This is a genomic window from Methylomonas rhizoryzae, assembly GCF_008632455.1.
Taxonomy (GTDB): domain Bacteria; phylum Pseudomonadota; class Gammaproteobacteria; order Methylococcales; family Methylomonadaceae; genus Methylomonas; species Methylomonas rhizoryzae.
On record NZ_CP043929.1, the window covers coordinates 2,080,590 to 2,099,542 of the forward strand.

Below are 18,953 nucleotides of genomic sequence, written 5' to 3' on the forward strand. Positions count from 1 at the left end.
ATGGGGCAAGCCGTACTTAATTGGCTCGAGAGGCTACGCGAGCAACGCATTTATTTGCTGGACGTATCCGCCTTGCCCGAGCCGGACAATAGCTGGTCGGTTACCGTGCCTCATACGGCCGTTTCATTACGCCGTTCTTTGGCCTTAACGGCGGTAGCCTTACTGGTCGCGTTGCTGCACGCTTATTTATTGTTTTGGTACGCCACTCGGCCGCAGCCCTTGCCGTTTTCCGCCGCCGCACCATTGCCGATGATCGCCATGGAATTGTCGGCGCCGCCGGCACCGCAAGCCGTGCAGGCGCCGCAACCGCCCAAACCGGAAACGCCCAAGGAAGCCAAACCCAAACCGGCTAAACCCAAAATCAAGCCCAAACCCAAAGTCGCTCAGGCCGACGACGCACCGAAACGCAAACTGGTTGAACCACAAGCAGAACAGCCACAACCGCAAAGTGTCGCGGCCGCGGCCGTGCCTACCCCGGTGCAGCAAGCCCCGGCCGCCCCCAGAAACGACGTCTACCAGCCGGTGGACAGCAACGCCGCCTATTTAAACAATCCCAAACCCGATTATCCGCTGTCGGCCAGACAGCGCGGTTGGCAGGGGACCGTGGTGTTGCGGGTACTGGTAGCTGCGGACGGCAGGGCCGAGCAGGTGAATGTGCAGCGTTCCAGCGGACACGAAGTGCTGGACGAGTCGGCGCTGGATGCCGTCCGCGATTGGCGCTTCGTACCGGCCAAGCGCGGCGACGTGGCGGAGCCAAGCTGGGTCAGCATACCCATCGTGTTCAGTTTGCGTTGAACGCCGTGCGTGCGTAGCGCGCAACAGAGTTTTTTTCGAAATACAGGAGCATCGTATGAATTTTTCCGAAACCGCCATCGTCGATGGCACATTATGCGTCTTGGGGTGTTTTTCCCTGCTGACCTGGAGCGTCATCTTGCTGAAAGCCGGCGAGGTTGTCTGGCATCGCTACCGCAACTACCGCTTGCTACGCTCGTTCGAGCCGACCGCGTTGCACAATCCGGTGGTTGCGTCGGAAACCTTGGCGCAAATCGATGCCGATACCCCGGTAGGGCGTTTGTGGCAGGCCGGATACCAGACCTATCACCGGGCCTTGCACAAAACCCAGGCGCCGACCAAGTACAATCCGGCATGGCACGAGCTGATAGAGCGGGCTTTGAAACAGCAATTGCAAAAGGAAAAAGCCCGCTTGGACAGCGGCTTGGGCTGGTTGGCCAGTATAGGCACGTCCGCACCCTTCGTCGGCTTGTTCGGCACGGTCTGGGGGATTATGCATGCCTTGAAGGACATCAGCGCCCAGGGCAACGCCAGTCTGGAAGTGGTTGCCGGTCCCATCGGCGAAGCCCTGATCGCCACCGCGCTGGGTTTAGCGGTGGCGATACCGGCGGTGATCGCCTACAACTTTTTCCTGCGTCACAACCGCCGCTTAATCGCCCGCCTGGAGCATTTCGCCACCGATTACTTGCTGGCGTGCATTGAAAACGATTTGACCCGCTTGCATACGGAGATTGCCCATGTCCATGCAGCTTAACGACGACGAAGAGGGGGGTGAATTGAGTGAAATCAACGTCACGCCGCTGGTGGACGTCATGCTGGTTTTATTGATCGTGTTTATCGTCACTGCGCCGCTATTGACCCAAGTGGTCAAAGTCAAGCTGCCGAAAACCGAGCAAACCGAACCGACTCCGGATAAACACGTAGCCATTCTGGCGGTGACGGCGAGCGGCGAAGCCGAACTGGACGGCAAGGCCGTGCCCCTGGAGGCTTTGGAAGGCGAATTGAAAACCCTGCAGCAAATCGACCCGGATATCAGCATACAACTGCAAGCGGATAGGGGAGCAATCTTCGATTCGGTCGCCAAAGTCATGGCCAGCGCGCAACGTTCCGGGATCGGCAAGTTGTCGTTTGTGACGGTGGAGCAATGAGGCTGGTTTAGCCGAGCTGTCATTGTGCTTAGCCAAGTTCGCATTGAGCGGACTATACTGATGTTTTTTCATAGGCTAGGGGAGAAGCTATATGGCTGCAACACCGTCTTCTATGCTGCCTTTGGGTACGTCGGCACAGCATTTTTATTTGCCGGATACCGTCACGGGCGCGCAATACGGCTTGTCGGAACTGAAGGGGACAAACGGTACCCTGATCATGTTTATCTGCAACCATTGTCCTTACGTGTTGCACGTCAAGGATCAGTTGATCGACATTGCCCGGCATTATGCGGACTGGGGAATCAATACTATTGCTATCAGTTCCAACGACATCGAGAGTTATCCGCAAGACGCGCCGGACAAGATGCGGGACATGATGGCCGAATGGGGCAATCCGTTTGCGGCCTATTTGTACGACGAGAGCCAAGCAGTGGCCAAAGCGTATCAAGCGGCCTGTACCCCCGATTTGTACTTGTTCGACGCCGAATTGCGTTGCGTGTACCGCGGGCGCTTGGATACCTCTACGCCTAAAAACGATATTCCGCCAAGCGGGGAGGATTTGTGCCAGGCTTTGGATGCGCTGCTTACCGGCCAGCCTATCAATCCCAATCAATATCCCAGCATCGGCTGCAACATTAAATGGAAAGACGCTTGAGCGTTTGCCGCTCCTTCTTTTAGCCGGCGCGTCGATACGGCCTTTCGAACGCGGTGTTTTGCCTGAGCAAGGCCGCACTGTCGACAATCGACCGGTACCGGGATTGCGTTAGGTGAAGCGGCTTAAGCCGCCGATTTGTTGGGGGGGCGGATTTAAATGGCGCGCTCGGCCGGCAAGGCGGAGCCGTCATCCTCATTTATCGAATGGCTCCGCAAGCCGTTACAAATCTTTACTCGATTTTACCTAAGCTAAGAATCCTACCGGCCGGCCGCGTACTAGAATCCTGTCGCGCGTTAGGTTTGGGCAACTCCCCCGTCCCTCAATCGACATGCGCCGCGTTGTTCCGCACTGAATTGGCAGTGCGGACGGCGTGCCTAAAACGCCCTTACTTAAGAGGTAAATACAATGACAAAACGATGGATAGCAACAGCAGGTTTGATGGCATTGGGGCTGATGGCGCAACCGGTGATGGCCGGCGGTTCGCAAACCGATCGCGCCACCGAATTTGCCGCTGCCGATACCGACAGCAGCGGCGGCTTGACGCTGGCCGAAATGCAAACCTATTTCTCCGCCAAGATCGAAACCCGCTTTACCGAGTTGGATACCGACAGTGATTCCGCACTGAGCTTAGAGGAGTTTACCGTCAACGAAACCGACCGTAGTTTGGCTTTCGCCACCGAATTGTTCAATTTGGCCGACGCCGATAACAGCACCTCGCTGGATTTGGACGAATTCACCGACATTGCGCCTAACAACAGCAACGGCGAAATCATCCGATATTTTGCGATGCTGGACCAAGACAGCGATTTATCGGTTAGCGAAGCAGAGTACACTGGCAGCCGTAAATCCGGTATGGGCCCGTTTGGTAAAATGAGCAAAAACAGCGGTAGACGCGGATTCGGCCGGCATTAAGCCGCGATGTTTCGGTTTTAACCGTCTATGCCGGAAACGTAACGCGATTTGCCGATTGCATCCGGCCGAGTTGGTGCCACAACGCTTTGCGCCGCGCGTTAGCCTTAAGGTTATACGTGCGGCGTTTTTATGTGCGGATTAGGGACAATGCAGTTTGATTGCGTTGGCGTCGATAAATTCGCCGAAGAGAGTGGTTAACGTGTGCGCCAAAGGCCGGACATCGCCGCTGACTATGCAAACCAAGCGGCTGCGCCGATCGGAACCGGCTTGGATTGACAAGGTTTGCGGCGGATACAACCGCCCGGCTGCCGCCTGCACGGCAAACGGCGGCGCAGCGTCGTTCGGCGGAAAAATCACGGCTTTGATGCGTAGTAACAGGTCGCCGTGTTTCGCCAGCACGGTCGTCAAGCACTGTTGGAATTCCGGCCATGGCGGAGTGTTGGAAAAGTACAACGATAGACTTTGAAAGCCGTGCTCAGTAATAGCCGTAGCGTCCGGCATGCGCCGAAACAACGGTTTGTTGTAGGCGCTTAGGCGGTCGGCGGCAAAATGCTGCCGGTCCACCAGCCAGCGCGGCGTAGCCGGCGCCAAAAGTTGCAGCGCTTGGTCGACGGCGGCTTGTTGTTCGGTATCGGCCAGATCGGCATGAGTCAACAGCAAATAGTCCGCCCACACCACTTGCGCCCGCGCTTGCGGATAGCGTTGCAGTTGGTCGCAAGCAGACGGGATAGCCACGGTAGTGATGACTCGATCCAGCCGGTAATGCTTGCTCAGCCAGGGTTCGCGTAACAAGGTATCCAGGATGGGTTCCGGGCTGGCGACGCCGCTGGTTTCTATCAGTATGCGTTCGAAAGGTTTGTCCGCCGCTTGCTGCCAGGTCAGCCACAAGTTTTTCAAGGTCGGCGCCAGCGCGCCTTTCACCTGACAACACAAGCAGCCGCCGGACAACAGCGTTAGCGGCAGCTGTTGCCGCGCAAGCAAATCCTGATCCACCGGCGTCTCGCCGAACTCGTTAATCAGCAAGGCGGATTTCACCCCGTCCGCCAGTAAGCGATTCAGCAGCGTGGTTTTACCGCTGCCGAGGAAGCCGGTGATCAGCGTGACGGGAATTTTGGCGGTATGCATGAAATAGTGGGGTTGCAATAAGCATTCGATTTTAAGCGAAGAAGTAGTAAGGCCTCTATTTTTGGACAGGTGCTGAGTAATTACCGCCTTTTTTACATTTCTCTTGCGCTTGCAATACCAAGCTGTAAATCACCGGAAATACCAAAAGGCTTAAGACCAGCACGGTCAACATCCCGCCCAAGGCCGGTGCGGCGATGCGTTGGGCGACGTCCGCGCCGGTGCCGGTGGACCACATAATCGGGAACAGGCCGAAAATGTTGGCCAGCGAAGTAATCGCCACCGGCCGCACCCGCATGGCGGTAGCGGTTTCGCATGCCGCTCTGATTTCTTCCGCGTTTAAAGGCGCTGATTTTTGCGCCCTGAGTCCGGCGATTTCGATGTCGATGAAACTCAACACCATCACCCCGGTTTCGGCAGCGGTACCGGCTAATGCAATCAGGCCGACGTAGACCGTTACCGATAAGTTGTAGTCCAGCCAATATACCAGCCAGACGCCGCCGATCAGACTGAACGGTATGGTCAGCATGACGATGGCCGGTTCGCTGATATTGCGGAAGGTGCAATACAACAATATGAATATCAACAGTAAGGTAATGGGTATCACGATACGTAAACGTTGCGCCGCCCGTTCCATGTATTCGAATTGGCCTGACCAGGCTACCGAATAACCGGGCGGTATCGCGACTTTTTCGGCCAAGGTTAACTTGGCCTGTCCGACGTAGCCGCCGATATCCGAGGTTTTCAGGTCGACGTAAACCCAGGCGTTGGGCCGGGCATCCTCGGTTTTGATCACATCTGTACCGCGTTTGAAGCCGATGTCGGCAACCGCCGTCAACGGTATTTGGCTGCCGGTCGGGGTCGGAATCAACACCCGCCGCAAGGCTTCCATGTTGTCGCGCAAGTCGCGCGGATAACGGAGATTGACCGGATAACGCTCCAAGCCTTCCACGGTTTCGGTGATGTTCATGCCGCCGATGGCGCTTTGAATGACATCTTGCACGTCGCCGACCGTCAAACCGTAGCGTGCCGCGGCCTGACGGTTGATGTCGAAATCCAGGAAATAGCCGCCTACCGCCCGGTCGCCGTAAGCCGACAGCGTATCCGGCAGGGTTTTGATCGCCTGTTCGATTTGTAACGACAGCGACTGCAGCACATTCAGATCCGGTCCGGACACCTTGATGCCGACCGGAGTTTTAATGCCGGTGGAGAGCATGTCGATACGGGTCTTGATCGGCATGGTCCAGGCGTTGGCCAGGCCGGGAAAGCGAATGGCCTTATCCATTTGTGCCATCAATTGCCGCGTGGTTTTGCTTGGGTCCGGCCACTGGTCTTGCGGTTTGAGCTGTATCGTGGTTTCCACCATCATCAGCGGCGCGGAGTCGGTGGCGGTTTCGGCTCGGCCGATCTTGCCGAATACGTGCTGCACTTCCGGAAAGGTTTTGATGATTTTATCGGTCTGCTGCAACACTTCCTTGGCCTTGGTAATGGAGATGCCCGGAAAGGTGGTGGGCATATACAATATATCGCCTTCGTCCAGCGGCGGCATGAACTCGCTGCCGATTTTCGACAAGGGGTACAAGGTGGACAACATCAACAAAACCGCGATCGACACCGTAGCGACGCGCCAGCGCATCGCCCATTTCAGGATCGGCGCATGCAGTGCATGCAGAATGCGGTTGATTGGGTTACGTTGCTCGGGAATGATAGTGCCGCGCACGCAATAGCCGATCAATACCGGCACCAGGGTAACGGTCAGGATTGCCGCCGCTGCCATCGCATAGGTTTTGGTATAGGCCAAGGGACTGAATAGCCGGCCTTCCTGCGCCTGCATGGTGATGATCGGCAGGAAGGACACGGTAATCACCAATAGCGAGGAAAACAGCCCGGAACCGACTTCCCGCGAGGCGTTGCCTATCACTTGCCAATGCTCCTGCCGGGTCAATGCGGCGCGTTTTTTCTCGGCCGCTGCCGCCAAATGTTTATGGGCGTTTTCCACCATCACCACGCCGCCGTCGACCATGTCGCCTATCGCCAGCGCGATACCGCCCAGCGACATGATGTTGGCGTTGATGCCTTGCCATTTCATCACGATAAAGGCCATCAATAGACCCAACGGCAGGCTCAGCACAATCACCAGCGACGAGCGCAGATGCAGCAAGAATAGCGCGACCAGGCTGCAAACGATCAACAACTCCTGAGTCAAGGCCTCTTTCAAGGTGGCGACCGCGCGTTCGATCAAACTGCCGCGGTCGTAGACCGGGACGATTTCCACGCCTTCCGGCAGACCTTGTTTGAGTTCGTCCAGCTTTTTGCGCACGTCTTCTATGGTTGCCAGGGCGTTTTCGCCGAAACGCATCACCACTACGCCGCCGGCGACTTCGCCTTCGCCGTCGAGTTCGGTGACGCCGCGGCGTAGTTCCGGGCCAATCTGCACATGGGCAACGTCCTGCAAACGAATCGGTGTACCGTTGGCATTGACGCCCACCGGTATCGCATTTAAATCGTCTATCGATTTGATGTAACCCAAGCCTCTGACCATATATTCGGTTTCCCCGGCTTCCAACAAACGCCCGCCGACATCGTTATTCGAACGCTTGATTGCCATCATGACCGTGGATAAGGAAATGTCGTAGGCCTGCAACACATTGGGATCGACTTCCACCTGGTATTGCTTGACGTAACCGCCGACCGAGGCGACTTCCGATACGCCGGGCACGGTTTGCAAGGGATAGCGCAAATACCAGTCCTGGATGGAACGCAGTTGCGCCAGATCGTGCTTGCCGGTTTTATCGACCAGCGCATATTCGTAGATCCAGCCGACGCCGGTGGCATCCGGCCCCAAGGTTGGGCTGACGCTTTGCGGCAAGCGGTTTTTTACGTAATTGAGATATTCCAGCACCCGCGACCTTGCCCAATACATGTCGGTGCCGTCCTCGAATATCACATAGACGAACGACAAGCCGAAAAAGGAGTAACCGCGCACGACCTTGGCGTGAGGTACCGCCAGCATCGCGGTGGTCAAGGGATAAGTGACCTGGTTTTCCACGACTTGCGGCGATTGGTCGGCGTAATCGGTAAAAATGATGACTTGTACGTCCGACAAATCCGGAATCGCGTCCAGCGGCATTTGCCGGAACGACCAAAGGCCGCCGATTGCCAGGACGATAGCCGCCAGCAAGACTATGAAACGGTCTTTCAGCGCGCTATTGATGATGAAATCAGTCATGGTCATGCGCTCCCGATTCCATGGGCAAACTATTGACGTCGGGTGTTGGTGGCGCGGACGGCTCCAGCATTTTGGCAGTGGCTTCGCGCAATTTCGATTCGGAGTCGATCAGAAACTGAGCGGAGGTCACGACTTGTTCGCCAGCCTTCAGACCTTCAAGTATGGCAACATCGCCATTGGATGCCAGGCCCAGCGTGACCTCCCGCGGTTCGAACTTGCCGGGTGCGCGGACTACAAACACTTGAGTACCCGCCCCGGAGCGGACTACGGCTTCGGCGGGAATCGCCAGACTCTCCATCTGCTTGCTTGCCAGGATGGTCACGTCGGCAAACATGTCCGGTTTCAATAGCAAATGGGCGTTATCGAATACCAGCCGCACCTTGATGGTTCGAGTTTTGGCTTCCGCGTACGGGTAAATAAACGCCAAACGGCCTTTGAAGGTGCGGCCCGGGATACCGGCCAGCTGCATTTCTACCGCATCGTTTTCCTTGATCCAGGGCAGTTCGTATTCGTAGATTTCCGCATAGACCCAAACCTTGGACAAGTCGGCGATCATGTACAGCTCGGTTTCACGGGTTACGTATTGGCCTTCGCGGGCGCCGATGTTGATGACGATACCGTCTGCCGGGGTATGAATGTGCAGGCTCTTTTTAATGGTACGGCTGTCGGTCAACTCGTGCAGTTGATGTTCGGGCACGTCCAGCAATTTCAAACGTTCTCGGGCACTATTGACCAAATCTTGAGCACCGCGGCGGATTTCTTCGATCGGGCTGCGTTCCAGCACTTTCAGGTTGTTTAATGCCAGTAGGTATTCCTGTTGAGTGGCTACCAGTTGCGGCGAATAAATGCTCAATAAATCCTGATTCTTCCTGACCCATTCGCCGGTTTTATCGGCGCGTAACGTTTCTATCCAGCCTTCGGTTTTAGGATGCAGCCGTACAATCCGCTCTTCGTCGTAAGCGACCCGGCCCACGGCGCGCACTACATGGGTGAGCCGGGTCATTTTGGCAATTGCGGTCCTCACGCCTATGTTTTGCACGGTCACCGCATCGATGGTTAGGGCTCCTGCCGGCTCGCCGGTTTGCACTTGGTCTTCGGCATAAACCGGCAGATAATCCATACCCATGTTGTCCTTGGCTGGAACCGGGGAGGTCATCGCCGGATTCATGGGATTGCGATAAAACAGCACTTTCGGTTGGTTACTCGCGTGCTTGTCGGCATAGGCCGGTCCGTGCTCCGTGCTCCTAGCACCTTGGGCCGGCATTGGCGGCGTCGCCTGTGGTCGTTCCGAGTGTACGGCCAGCCAATAGCCGCCGGTCAATCCTATCGTCAGCGCCAGCGTAGCCGTTAACCATAGCGGCTTATTCATAGATGTCGTCCTCGCCCACAGTCGCGCACAGTTGCGCCAGCGCTTGATGAGCTTCCGTAAACGTTTTCCAGTATTGGGTTTCGTATTCGAACAAGGTGATTTGGCTGCGCACCAGATTCAGGAAATCGACGTTATTGACCTGATAGCCGGCCAGCATGGATGCGACCGTCTGCCGGGCCAGCGGTATGATGCCGGTATCGAACAAGACGAATTGTTGTTTGGCACGCAGGTACTCGCTATATGCTTGGCTGATTTCAGCGCGAATCCCGTTCCAGCGGTCTTGCAGGGCGTAGCGTTGCTGTAGCCATTCGCTGGTCCGCTGATCCACGGCTTTGGCTTGTTTGCCGGCGGCGAAAATCGGCACATTCATGCTGACGCCCAAGCTCAACAAGTCCGAACGCCGGCTGCCGTCGAGCATGTTGTTGCGGGCGCCGTAGCTGGCTTCGACATTGAAATCGGGCAGAACCTCTTTCCGGGCCAACTCCAGTTTGGATTGCGCGGCGTCTAGGCCTTTACGTTCGCTGGCCAGCATCGGTCGTGCGACGTGTGCTTGTTGATAGAGTAGGTCTTCGGGCTTGAGCTCCGGCAGTTCGAGCGGAATCGCGCGCGGAATTTGCAGCGCACTGTTGGCGGGTTGGTCCATCAGGGCGTTGAGTTTGGCCGCGGTGCCGCGCCGTATGGCGGACAAATTGATTTGTTGTTCCAGTAGTTTGGATAATTCCAATTGAGCCAGCAACACGTCCTGCTGCAAACCCTCGCCGACTTCGTATTTGCTGCGGGCAATGTCGACGAATTGCTGTAACAGCTTGTGGTTGTTGTCGACGATGTCCAGCGTCCGATCCAGATAAAAAATCTGCCACCACAGGGTTTGCACGTCGCTTAACAAACGTAAGCGCAATTCATCGGCATTCAGTGTGGCAGCCTCGGCTTCGTGCAGCGCAGCTTGCTCGCGTAACGCCAGTTTGCCGGGAAACGGGATGCCTTGGGACAGTCCGAAACCAATTTGCGTCATGTCTTCGGTCCGGGTGCTGAAGCTGTCGGTCGGCAGACTCATTGCATTGAAGCTGATTTGCGGGTCCGGCAGGCTGGCTTCCTGCGATGGTATGGCTGCCATCGCCTCGGCGCGAGCCTTGATTTGCGCCAGGTTGGGATTGTCCTGCACCACCTTTCGAGTGGCTGCTTCCAGGGTCAACAGCGTTTGCTCGCCGGCAGCGGCAATGCTGCAGACGCACATCAAAGCTGCCGCATACCAGGCAGGCTTCAGACTATAAAACAATGTCATGATGGTCCTCACTCGGTTGATAACAACGAGGACCCGACCGCCTCAATCACAGTCGAGCCTATCGTTTGCGATGGGTGCGAAACGACGCACCCGCAGAACCTAGCGAGAAAGAATAGGCGGTTTTACAGCCGGGGGAGATAGCAACGAAAGCAGTGCGGTGGTTGCCTTATCGTTAAAAAGGTCAGGACTGTGGATTAGGGTGAAGCCGAACGATGGAGTAATGGCGCAATCCAGGCAAATATGAAAACCGCAGCCGGCAACGTGCGCCTTGTCCGGCTGGCAATGACCGGCATGCAGCGAACCCGGACTGCCGTCGGCATTCAACTCTTCGCCGGCAACGATCAACTGGCTTGTGAGTTCGGAATAATGGGCAAAGACCAAGCCCACCGGCACGACTGCCAGCAACACGACAAGGACTGAAGGTAACCACTGCTTCAACATAATGCTTGCAAGTTTAGCGGAGGATGACTGTTAACGTGCAGTTTTTTCCTCACGCTTATCCAGTCCTGGCATCGGCTGAAATTTCCGAGCTTCATCTCTTTTCTTTGCCTCGATGGTGTGACGTTAGCCTTTGCTAATGCCGTGAAATTAGCCATGGCCTAAAACTTGTGCCTGCCTTGGCTTGTCGAACGGCGCGAGGCTGCGATATTTGCAGCCTTGCGGTTCGGCGATTGCACCGATAGCGGGCCGATCCGCCGAATATTTTGCGTTCAGGTCAAACGTCCGCCGCCGTTGGGTGTGTCGGGAGGGTAAGGGTATGGCGAGGTTGATAGTAGAAATCGTGATGCTGCTGAGTTTACTGGGCGGCTTGTTTTTTGTGACTCAGGTATTGGCGAAGGAACATAGGCAGGAGTTATCCGATAAAAAGCGGGAGGGTTCCGAGCCTAAGCCTTGAGGGCGACATTTTGACAGGGCTTTGCAAAAAGCCCTGTGCCGACAAAGCGGCAGTATCAGTTTTTAATGCCTATGCCTTTTTGCAGCAAAAACAAGCTGAGTAAGGTCAAAAAGCCGATAAAGCCGCCGGTGATTTGAAAGGCCAGGCCTATGTCCACGTCGCTGACGCCGATCAAGCCGTAACGAAAAGCGTTGATCATGTACAAAATCGGATTGCCTTGGGCGATGGTTTGCCAAATCGGCGGTAGCATGGCCAGGGAATAAAATACCCCGCCCAGGTAGCTTAGCGGCGTCAATACGAAGTTGGGAATGATGGAAATGTCGTCGAAACTGTCGGCGAACACGGCGTTGATGAAGCCGGCCAACGCGAACAGTGTGGCCGTCAAAATCAATACGGCAATGGTAATGCCCCAGTGCAAGACGCCGACGTGGGTAAACAACACCGAAATGCCGGCCACTACCGCGCCTACCATCACCCCGCGGGCAATGCCGCCGCAGACGTAACCGGTCAAAATCACCCCGTTGGATACGGGGGCGACCAGCAGTTCTTCGACGTGGTGTTGAAATTTGCTGGAATAAAACGAAGAGACCACGTTGGAATAGGAATGGCTGATCACCGACATCAAGATCACGCCGGGTACGATGTAATCCATATAACTCACGCCGAGCACCGTGCCGATACGATCGCCGATCAATTTGCCGAAAATCAGGAAGTAGAGTGCGGTCGTAATCGCCGGCGGCAACAAGGTTTGCGGCCAGATGCGGGTGAAACGGCAGATTTCCTTGTACAAAATAGTCCTGAAAGCGACGGAATTCTTCATTGCACCAGATCGATAAATAATTGTTCCAGACGGTTGGATTTGTTTTTCAGACTCAAGACGTCGATGTCCGCTGCCGACAGTTGTTGAAACAAGCGGTTCAAACCCAAGTGTTTCGGCACGGCTACCTCCAGGGTATGCGGGTCGGTCAATTCGATGCGGTAGCCGTCGATTTGCGGGGCGGCCTGCAATTCGCCGGCGATATCGAATACGAAGTGGTCGGTGTGCATGCGGCCGAGCAGGGCGCTCATCGCGGATTGCTCGACGATTTGGCCGTCGTCGATGATGGCGATGTTGCGGCACAGACTTTCGGCTTCTTCCAGATAATGGGTGGTCAGAATGATGGTGGTGCCGTCCTTGTTAACGTCTTGCATCATTTGCCACATGGCGCGGCGGATCTCGATATCCACGCCGGCGGTAGGTTCGTCCAAAATCAACAACTTGGGCGAATGCACCATGGCGCGGGCTATCATCAGACGGCGTTTCATGCCGCCGGACAAGCGGCGGGAGATGGTGTCGCGCTTGTCCCACAAATCCATTTGTTTCAAACAGCTTTCCACTTTGGGCAAGGCCTGTTTACGGGGTATGCCGTAATAGCCGGCCTGGATCAACACCACGTTTTTGACGGTTTCGAATTGATTGAAGTTGACTTCTTGCGGCACCAAGCCAATACAGCTTTTAGCCAGCGCGTTGGCCTTGTCCAAATCGTGGCCGTAGATGTTGACCTCGCCGCTGGTCTTGGTGACCATCGAGCTGATGATGCCTATCAAGGTGGATTTACCGGCACCGTTCGGGCCTAATAAGGCGAAAAAATCGCCGCTTTCTACCTCCAGGTCCACGCCGCGCAAGGCTTGGAAGCCGTTTTTGTAAGTCTTTTTAAGATTCCGGATGGATAAAGCCTTCATGGGGTAGTTTATAATGCCGCAACGATGAAACTGCGCCGCTAACTTAAGGGCCGCGAAAAAGACAACGGATTTTATCAGAAATCATACCTCCGGGCCTTCGAACAGGAATACCGCATTGCCAAATGCCATACCCTCCCATGTTGCCGCTGTCGATCTCGGCTCCAACAGTTTTCATATGATTATCTGTGCATTGACTGACGGCAAGTTGCAAATCATAGACCGCTTGAAGGAAATGGTGCGGTTGGCAGCCGGCATGAATGCTCAAAAAGTGCTGGATAAGGACACTCAAGAGCGGGCCTTGATCTGTTTGGAACGCTTCGGACAAAGAATCAGCAATTTTCCGCCGCACAGCGTGCGTATCGTCGGTACCAATACTTTGCGGCAGGCCAAAAATGCGGCGGAATTCATCGCCAAAGCCGAGCAGGCCTTGGGCCATCCGATCGAAATCATTTCCGGCATAGAAGAGGCACGGCTGATTTATCAAGGCGTCGCCCATAGTCTGGCCGGCAGCGGCAACAAACGCTTGGTGATGGATATAGGCGGCAGCAGCACCGAATACATCATAGGACAGGGCGCCGAACCGTTACAGAAAGAAAGCCTGAACATGGGCTGCGTGACCGTCAGTCAAGAATTTTTCAAAGACGGTGCGATTTCCAAAAAAGCCTTTCGCAAAGCCACTTTGTTTGCCGGGCTGCAATTGGAACCCTTTCAAGACACCTACCTCAGCGACAATTTCGACGAAGCGATAGGCGCTTCCGGCAGCCTGAAAGCGATCAGCGCCGTCTTGCAGACCCAGGGCTATAGCAATAACGGCATCACCATGGACGGCTTGGAAAAATTGGTCGGCTATTTGTTCACGCTGGAAAATATCCAGCAAGCCGTGTTGCCGGCCTTGAGCGTGGAACGCAAACCGGTGTTTTTAGGCGCGGTTGCCATTGTCTATGCCACTTTCAAAATTCTGAACATTCAGCAAATGACGGTGTCGGACGGCGCGTTGCGCGAGGGTCTGATCTACGATTTGTTGGGTCGGATTTACAACGACGATATTCGTACCCATACCAGCACGCTGATGGCCGAGCGTTACCATACCGATCGCCGCCATGCCGCCCAACTGAAAGACACTTTGCATTATCTGGTCGGCCAGCTCAGCCATCATCCCTGCTTCGAGGATAATCCGGATAGCGTGCACTTTTTGGAATGGGCGGCCGATTTGCACGAAATCGGCCTTGAGATTGCGCACAGCCAATACCACAAGCACAGCGCCTACATTGTCGAGAACGGCGATTTGGCCGGTTTTTCCAAGCAGGACCAGCTGTTGCTGTCGCGCATGATACGCACGCACCGCAAAAAGTTCAGCATGGCGCGCTTTGAAGACTTACCGACGCCCTGGCAGCGCAATGCGCCTATTTTAGCCATACTGCTGCGTGTGGCTTATCTGTTACACCGTAACCGGCATACGCTGCGCCCGGATTTTACTATCGCTATTTCCGGCAAGAAAATCGCGTTGGAGTTTCCGCCCCAATGGCTGGAGCAATCGCCGTTGACCTACGCGGATTTGACCCAGGAACAGGTTTACCTGAAAGAGGCCGGGTTCGAGTTAACGTTTGAGTAATGCTGCAACGGGAAAAACGGCTGGGATTGTTGAAGCGGTTAGCGGCAATCGGCTTGAGTTTGGCGGTTTTGTTCAACCTTCTGTTGATGTTTGCGATCGACGACACGCCGCTGCTGGAAGTGCCGCACGCTTGGAATAGGGACGATATAGAGCGGGCCAAACAGCTGTTGCAGTTGAGTCCTGAAGAACGCGAAGGCAGCAAAACCATTGTGTTGGATCAAAAGGACATCAACATTGCCGCTAGTTATCTGCTGAATCATTTTGTCGAAAACACCGTGGCAATTCAGATGGGCGCTAATCTGGTTTGGGTGCAAATCGCCGTTTACGTTCCCAAAACCGTGTGGGGACGTTATCTGGATTTCAGCTTCAAATTGCGGCAAACCGAGCAGGGCATTCGCATCAAGTCGCTCAAAATCGGCGAAATCTCCATCCCCGACAGCGCGGCCAACCTGATATTGCCGTGGCTGGGACATCTACCGCCGTTTAATCAATATTGGCAACTCGGCGCGCAATACGTACAAGAGGTGCAATTTATCGAGCACGGCGTGCAAATTCGCTATTTGGGTGCCATGGTCGAAGCCGCCAAACAACTAGCCCGCAGTAAACACCGCGACTATCCGAATCTGGATTTTTACCAGCAGCAAATCAACGAAATCGTATTGCGCCACGATCCGGCCTGGCGCTTATCGCTGGCGGAATTATTGCAACCCCTGTTCGAAAGCGCCTATCGACGGTCGGACGCCGAAACCGCGATTCGGGAAAACCGTGCTGTGATCATTGCGGTCGGCAGTTACATCTTCAAACAGGACTTGCGCGGCTTTCTGCCGTTAGGCCTGGTGTATGCCAAAGACTACCCGGTGTACGCTTATAAGCGCGTCGACATTCCGCAGCACTTTATCGCCTCGGCTTTGCTGGCCACCGTGGACGCTAAATTATTGAGCGAACGCATAGGCGTGGACAAGGAATTGAGCGACGCCGAAACGGGCAGCGGTTTCAGTTTCATCGACTTATTGGCCGACCGCACCGGCACCCGCTTCGGCGAACTGGCGATTGCCAGTCCGCAAACCGCCCGGGCTTTTCAAGCCAAGATGGCCGGGATCAGCGATTACCAACAGGTGGTACCGGATATTCAAGGCCTACCGGAACAACTGGAACAACAAGCGTTCGCCGCACGTTTCGGCAATACCCAAAGTCCTTTGTATCAAGCCATGCTGGCGGAAATAGACAAGCGTATTGCCGAGCTGCCTTTATACGGCTTGCGTTAGCTAAGGCGCAGCTCTTGGAAGCGGGCGTTTTCGGTCAATACCGTCAGTTTGCTTACCCGGTTCAGTTCTATGCGTTGCTCCGGCGCCGGGCCCAGTACCAGCATTTCCCGGCGTTCGGGGGTGGTTTCGGTAGTCAGAGCAATGCCTTCCAGCATGGTGCCGTCGACCAAGTTCAGCTTGAGCCGGTAGCGATAGAGACAGGCTATCTCGATATAGTCGTGTAGCGCGCAAGGTATCGGCGAGGACGCCATAGTAGCCTCCGGTGTGTTCCAGGTTTAGGCAGGTCGTGCCTAGCCGGGTTTATTGTAAAACGGCCGACTCTGCGCGTACCGAACGTTATAATGGGTAAATCCGCCGCGCTCCGGCTATCGATCGGCGGCGGCTTCGATCACTATAGCGAGACCTTGCGATGGAAACGACTCCGGCTCCGGAAAAATACGCCGAATTTTTAAACGCGCTGAAGCGTAACGGCAAACTGTCCGACAGCGATCTGGCTAAAGCCCGGCGCATGCAAAAGGCGCAACAGGACGATTCCTTGCCCAAAATGTTGATCAAGCTGGGACTGTGTTCCGACAACGATGTCGCGGAAACCTTTGCGCAAACCCACGGCTTGCCGCGCTTAAAGCCGGAGCATTATCCGCCGCAATCGCCGTTGGACCAACAAGTGTCGCTGCGTTTTCTGAAAAATTACCACGTAGTTGGGCTGCAAGCCGAAAACGGCACTCTGGACGTCGGAGTCATGGATCCGGAAAACGACTATTTGCTTCAGGCTTTGCAATTGGCGACCGGTAAACAAATCCGTTTACACGTCGGCCAATTGTCGGAAATCGATGCCGCGCTGGAAATTCAGTACGGCGAAGGCAAGTCGCAAATGGATAAACTGATGGACGGCCTGAACGTCGAACAGGAAGACAACGAAGACCTGGAGCATCTCAAGGATTTGGCCAGCGAGGCGCCCATCATCCGCATGGTCAACTTCATTTTGCAAAAAGCCGTGGAAAGCCGGGCGTCGGACGTACACATAGAGCCGTTCGAACAAAGCCTGAAAGTGCGCTTGCGCATAGACGGCGTGCTGCAGGACATCGATTCGCCGCCGGTGGCGTCCACCGCCGCGGTGTTGTCGCGGATCAAGATCATGGCCAAATTGAACATTGCCGAGCGCCGCTTGCCGCAAGACGGCCGCATCAAATTGCAGATGGTGGGTAAAGAGCTGGATTTGCGGGTTTCCACCATCCCGACCTTATACGGGGAAAGCGTGGTAATACGTTTGCTGGACAAGGAAAATGCGGTGCTGGATTTCGCCGCTTTGGGCTTTGTCGGTAAACAGGCGGACAACTTCATGCAAGTGCTGGCGCAGCCGCACGGCATCATCTTGATCACCGGGCCGACCGGTAGCGGTAAATCGACCTCGCTGTACGCGGCGCTGAAGACCTTGAATACTTCCGAACGCAAGATCATCACCGTGGAAGATCCGGTCGAGTATCAGTTGGAAGGTATCAATCAAATCCAGGCCAAGCCGCAAATCGGCCTGACGTTTGCCTCGGCCTTGCGCTCCATCGTCCGCCAAGACCCTGACGTGATCATGATAGGCGAGATGCGTGATTTGGAAACCGCTAAAATCGCCGTGCAATCGGCCTTGACCGGCCACTTGGTGTTATCCACCTTGCACACCAACGACGCTGCGGCGGGTATTACCCGCTTGCAGGACATGGGCCTGGAGGAATATTTGCTGAGTTCGACCATTAACGGCATTTTGGCCCAACGTTTGGTCAGGCGTTTGTGTCCGTCTTGCAAACAGGCTTATCCGGTGTCGGATACCATGGTAGAAGAAATGCAGTTGCGCCGCTGGCAGCCGGAAGGCGAGATTCGGCTATACAAACCGGTTGGCTGTCCGGCTTGTAACGGCATCGGTTACAAAGGCCGCTTGGCCATCATCGAGTTTCTAACCATGAGCGACACGATACGCAAGCAAATCATGAAACACGACGAAGCCTTCGTGATCCAACAGCAGGCGATCAAGGAAGGCATGCAAACCATGTACGACGACGGCGTCGGCAAAGCCCTGCAGGGCTCGACCACGCTGGAGGAAGTATTGAGAGTGACGACCGAAACTTAGTCGGAATTCGGCCGGAAAAACTATACGGCGTGCGAATTTATTCGCGGCAACACCGCTTGGAGCGGATTAATGCGGCCTTACAAAGGCAGGCGGGCTTAGGCTGAATGGATACTTTCAAGTGAGGCTGTGCGCCGGATTGAGTTGTAACTCGGTATCATGCCTGCTGTTTTACCAATCACCGGAGTTTTTATGTCTATCAACCCTGCATTGTTTCCCGATTTGATCGATACGGTCGCGCTTGTTATCCAACAAAACGCCGAGGAAGTGACGGCCTTGGACCAAGCGATCGGCGACGGCGATCACGTGTTCAATCTGCAACGCGGCATCCAGGCCTTACAAGAACACCGCAAGGAAATCGCCGAATTGGATTGGCCCTCGGCATGGCAGAAAATCGGCACGATAGTCATGGCCGCTATCGGCGGAGCGTCCGGTTCTTTGTACGCCACCTTGTTCATCCATTTGCACAAGCACAGCCAGGCTTCAAACTGCGATTTAAACCACTTTGCCGACGCTTTTGTACAGGCAATAGAAGCGGTCAAGCAACGCGGAAAAGCCGATGTCGGCGAGAAAACCATGCTAGACGTATGGGTGCCGGTTGCGGCGGCGTTGCGGCAAGACGTCTCTGCCGGTAAATCCGTCGACGCTATTCTGGATCACCTTTGCCAAGTGGCGGCAGACGGCGTCGAAGCTACCCGCGATATGCCTGCAACCAAAGGTAGGGCGTCGTTTTTAGGCGAACGTAGCGTGGGGCATATCGACGCCGGCGCGAAAACCGCACAACTCATCATCCAAGCCGTTGCCAAGGTGTTGGCTGCGCAGCATTCATCGGTTTAA

At 55.3% G+C, this 18,953-nt stretch carries 18 protein-coding genes; 10 read left to right on the forward strand and 8 right to left on the reverse strand.

Annotation, left to right across the window (positions count from 1 at the left end; genetic code table 11):
• From F1E05_RS09535 to F1E05_RS09555, 5 genes are all read left to right on the forward strand, one after another.
• A complete protein-coding gene (locus F1E05_RS09535) occupies nucleotides 1-795 on the forward strand; it encodes an energy transducer TonB (protein WP_150048069.1) in 795 nt (264 codons plus the stop codon).
• A gap of 55 nt (nucleotides 796-850) precedes the next feature.
• A complete protein-coding gene (locus F1E05_RS09540) occupies nucleotides 851-1,546 on the forward strand; it encodes a MotA/TolQ/ExbB proton channel family protein (protein WP_150048070.1) in 696 nt (231 codons plus the stop codon).
• Complete coding sequence (locus F1E05_RS09545; RefSeq protein ID WP_150048071.1) at nucleotides 1,530-1,940, forward strand: ExbD/TolR family protein; 411 nt, start codon at nucleotides 1,530-1,532, stop codon at nucleotides 1,938-1,940. The genes F1E05_RS09540 and F1E05_RS09545 overlap by 17 nt, the downstream gene beginning before the upstream one ends.
• 91 nt (nucleotides 1,941-2,031) lie before the next feature.
• The gene (locus tag F1E05_RS09550) at nucleotides 2,032-2,595 is read left to right on the forward strand and encodes a thioredoxin family protein (protein WP_150048072.1); all 564 of its coding nucleotides are present in this window, start codon (nucleotides 2,032-2,034) and stop codon (nucleotides 2,593-2,595) included.
• 405 nt (nucleotides 2,596-3,000) lie between these two features.
• On the forward strand, nucleotides 3,001-3,507 hold the full coding sequence (locus tag F1E05_RS09555) for an EF-hand domain-containing protein (protein WP_150048073.1): 507 nt from the start codon (nucleotides 3,001-3,003) through the stop codon (nucleotides 3,505-3,507).
• Between the two features lie 138 nt (nucleotides 3,508-3,645).
• Here the strand turns inward: F1E05_RS09555 and F1E05_RS09560 are convergent, their stop codons facing one another.
• The 5 genes from F1E05_RS09560 to F1E05_RS09580 all read right to left on the reverse strand — a co-directional run bounded on the left by F1E05_RS09560 (nucleotide 3,646) and on the right by F1E05_RS09580 (nucleotide 10,950).
• The gene (locus tag F1E05_RS09560) at nucleotides 3,646-4,632 is read right to left on the reverse strand and encodes a CobW family GTP-binding protein (protein WP_150048074.1); all 987 of its coding nucleotides are present in this window, start codon (nucleotides 4,630-4,632) and stop codon (nucleotides 3,646-3,648) included.
• A 55-nt stretch (nucleotides 4,633-4,687) separates the two neighbouring features.
• Entirely contained in the window at nucleotides 4,688-7,858 is a 3,171-nt protein-coding gene (locus F1E05_RS09565) for an efflux RND transporter permease subunit (protein WP_150048075.1), read from the reverse strand.
• Nucleotides 7,851-9,227 (reverse strand): efflux RND transporter periplasmic adaptor subunit, encoded by a 1,377-nt coding sequence (locus F1E05_RS09570; RefSeq protein WP_150048076.1) that lies wholly within the window; start codon nucleotides 9,225-9,227, stop codon nucleotides 7,851-7,853. Before F1E05_RS09570 ends, F1E05_RS09565 begins: the two co-directional genes overlap by 8 nt.
• Nucleotides 9,220-10,509: a TolC family protein gene (locus F1E05_RS09575; RefSeq protein ID WP_232056834.1), complete on the reverse strand. Its 1,290-nt coding sequence runs from the start codon at nucleotides 10,507-10,509 to the stop codon at nucleotides 9,220-9,222. Before F1E05_RS09575 ends, F1E05_RS09570 begins: the two co-directional genes overlap by 8 nt.
• A gap of 99 nt (nucleotides 10,510-10,608) precedes the next feature.
• A complete protein-coding gene (locus F1E05_RS09580; protein ID WP_150048077.1) occupies nucleotides 10,609-10,950 on the reverse strand; it encodes a hypothetical protein in 342 nt (113 codons plus the stop codon).
• A 316-nt stretch (nucleotides 10,951-11,266) separates the two neighbouring features.
• Between F1E05_RS09580 and F1E05_RS20235 the strand changes: the two genes are divergently transcribed.
• The gene (locus tag F1E05_RS20235) at nucleotides 11,267-11,404 is read left to right on the forward strand and encodes a hypothetical protein (RefSeq protein WP_190303295.1); all 138 of its coding nucleotides are present in this window, start codon (nucleotides 11,267-11,269) and stop codon (nucleotides 11,402-11,404) included.
• A gap of 55 nt (nucleotides 11,405-11,459) precedes the next feature.
• Here F1E05_RS20235 and F1E05_RS09585 read toward each other — a convergent pair whose 3' ends face one another.
• Nucleotides 11,460-12,224 (reverse strand): ABC transporter permease, encoded by a 765-nt coding sequence (locus tag F1E05_RS09585; RefSeq protein WP_150048078.1) that lies wholly within the window; start codon nucleotides 12,222-12,224, stop codon nucleotides 11,460-11,462.
• A complete protein-coding gene (locus F1E05_RS09590) occupies nucleotides 12,221-13,126 on the reverse strand; it encodes an ABC transporter ATP-binding protein (protein WP_150048079.1) in 906 nt (301 codons plus the stop codon). Before F1E05_RS09590 ends, F1E05_RS09585 begins: the two co-directional genes overlap by 4 nt.
• A 115-nt stretch (nucleotides 13,127-13,241) precedes the next feature.
• Here F1E05_RS09590 and ppx point away from each other — a divergent pair, with 115 nt between their 5' ends.
• Together ppx and F1E05_RS09600 are read left to right on the forward strand one after the other, a co-directional pair.
• Entirely contained in the window at nucleotides 13,242-14,738 is a 1,497-nt protein-coding gene (ppx, locus tag F1E05_RS09595) for an exopolyphosphatase (RefSeq protein ID WP_150048080.1), read from the forward strand.
• Complete coding sequence (locus tag F1E05_RS09600; protein ID WP_150048081.1) at nucleotides 14,738-16,003, forward strand: hypothetical protein; 1,266 nt, start codon at nucleotides 14,738-14,740, stop codon at nucleotides 16,001-16,003. The genes ppx and F1E05_RS09600 overlap by 1 nt, the downstream gene beginning before the upstream one ends.
• On the opposite strand, the gene F1E05_RS09605 is transcribed toward F1E05_RS09600, so the two are convergent.
• Nucleotides 16,000-16,254, reverse strand: a complete 255-nt coding sequence (locus F1E05_RS09605) for a Rho-binding antiterminator (RefSeq protein WP_150048082.1) — start codon at nucleotides 16,252-16,254, stop codon at nucleotides 16,000-16,002. The genes F1E05_RS09600 and F1E05_RS09605 overlap by 4 nt on opposite strands.
• A 158-nt stretch (nucleotides 16,255-16,412) precedes the next feature.
• On the opposite strand from F1E05_RS09605, the gene gspE reads away from it, so the two are divergent.
• Nucleotides 16,413-18,119, forward strand: a complete 1,707-nt coding sequence (gene gspE / locus F1E05_RS09610) for a type II secretion system ATPase GspE (RefSeq protein ID WP_150048083.1) — start codon at nucleotides 16,413-16,415, stop codon at nucleotides 18,117-18,119.
• Between the two features lie 189 nt (nucleotides 18,120-18,308).
• Nucleotides 18,309-18,953 (forward strand): dihydroxyacetone kinase subunit DhaL, encoded by a 645-nt coding sequence (gene dhaL / locus F1E05_RS09615; protein WP_150048084.1) that lies wholly within the window; start codon nucleotides 18,309-18,311, stop codon nucleotides 18,951-18,953.

Excerpts from the sequence above, each read along its gene's own strand:
- F1E05_RS09545 (WP_150048071.1), top strand. The coding sequence starts at position 1,530 with ATGTCCATGCAGCTTAACGACGACGAAGAGGGGGGTGAATTGAGTGAA.
- F1E05_RS09585 (WP_150048078.1), bottom strand. The coding sequence starts at position 12,224 with ATGAAGAATTCCGTCGCTTTCAGGACTATTTTGTACAAGGAAATCTGC.
- F1E05_RS09535 (WP_150048069.1), top strand. The coding sequence starts at position 1 with ATGGGGCAAGCCGTACTTAATTGGCTCGAGAGGCTACGCGAGCAACGC.
- F1E05_RS09565 (WP_150048075.1), bottom strand. The coding sequence starts at position 7,858 with ATGACTGATTTCATCATCAATAGCGCGCTGAAAGACCGTTTCATAGTC.
- F1E05_RS09580 (WP_150048077.1), bottom strand. The coding sequence starts at position 10,950 with ATGTTGAAGCAGTGGTTACCTTCAGTCCTTGTCGTGTTGCTGGCAGTC.
- F1E05_RS09600 (WP_150048081.1), top strand. The coding sequence starts at position 14,738 with ATGCTGCAACGGGAAAAACGGCTGGGATTGTTGAAGCGGTTAGCGGCA.
- F1E05_RS09590 (WP_150048079.1), bottom strand. The coding sequence starts at position 13,126 with ATGAAGGCTTTATCCATCCGGAATCTTAAAAAGACTTACAAAAACGGC.
- F1E05_RS09550 (WP_150048072.1), top strand. The coding sequence starts at position 2,032 with ATGGCTGCAACACCGTCTTCTATGCTGCCTTTGGGTACGTCGGCACAG.
- gspE (WP_150048083.1), top strand. The coding sequence starts at position 16,413 with ATGGAAACGACTCCGGCTCCGGAAAAATACGCCGAATTTTTAAACGCG.
- F1E05_RS09575 (WP_232056834.1), bottom strand. The coding sequence starts at position 10,509 with ATGACATTGTTTTATAGTCTGAAGCCTGCCTGGTATGCGGCAGCTTTG.
- F1E05_RS09540 (WP_150048070.1), top strand. The coding sequence starts at position 851 with ATGAATTTTTCCGAAACCGCCATCGTCGATGGCACATTATGCGTCTTG.
- F1E05_RS09555 (WP_150048073.1), top strand. The coding sequence starts at position 3,001 with ATGACAAAACGATGGATAGCAACAGCAGGTTTGATGGCATTGGGGCTG.
- dhaL (WP_150048084.1), top strand. The coding sequence starts at position 18,309 with ATGTCTATCAACCCTGCATTGTTTCCCGATTTGATCGATACGGTCGCG.
- F1E05_RS20235 (WP_190303295.1), top strand. The coding sequence starts at position 11,267 with ATGGCGAGGTTGATAGTAGAAATCGTGATGCTGCTGAGTTTACTGGGC.
- F1E05_RS09560 (WP_150048074.1), bottom strand. The coding sequence starts at position 4,632 with ATGCATACCGCCAAAATTCCCGTCACGCTGATCACCGGCTTCCTCGGC.
- F1E05_RS09570 (WP_150048076.1), bottom strand. The coding sequence starts at position 9,227 with ATGAATAAGCCGCTATGGTTAACGGCTACGCTGGCGCTGACGATAGGA.
- F1E05_RS09605 (WP_150048082.1), bottom strand. The coding sequence starts at position 16,254 with ATGGCGTCCTCGCCGATACCTTGCGCGCTACACGACTATATCGAGATA.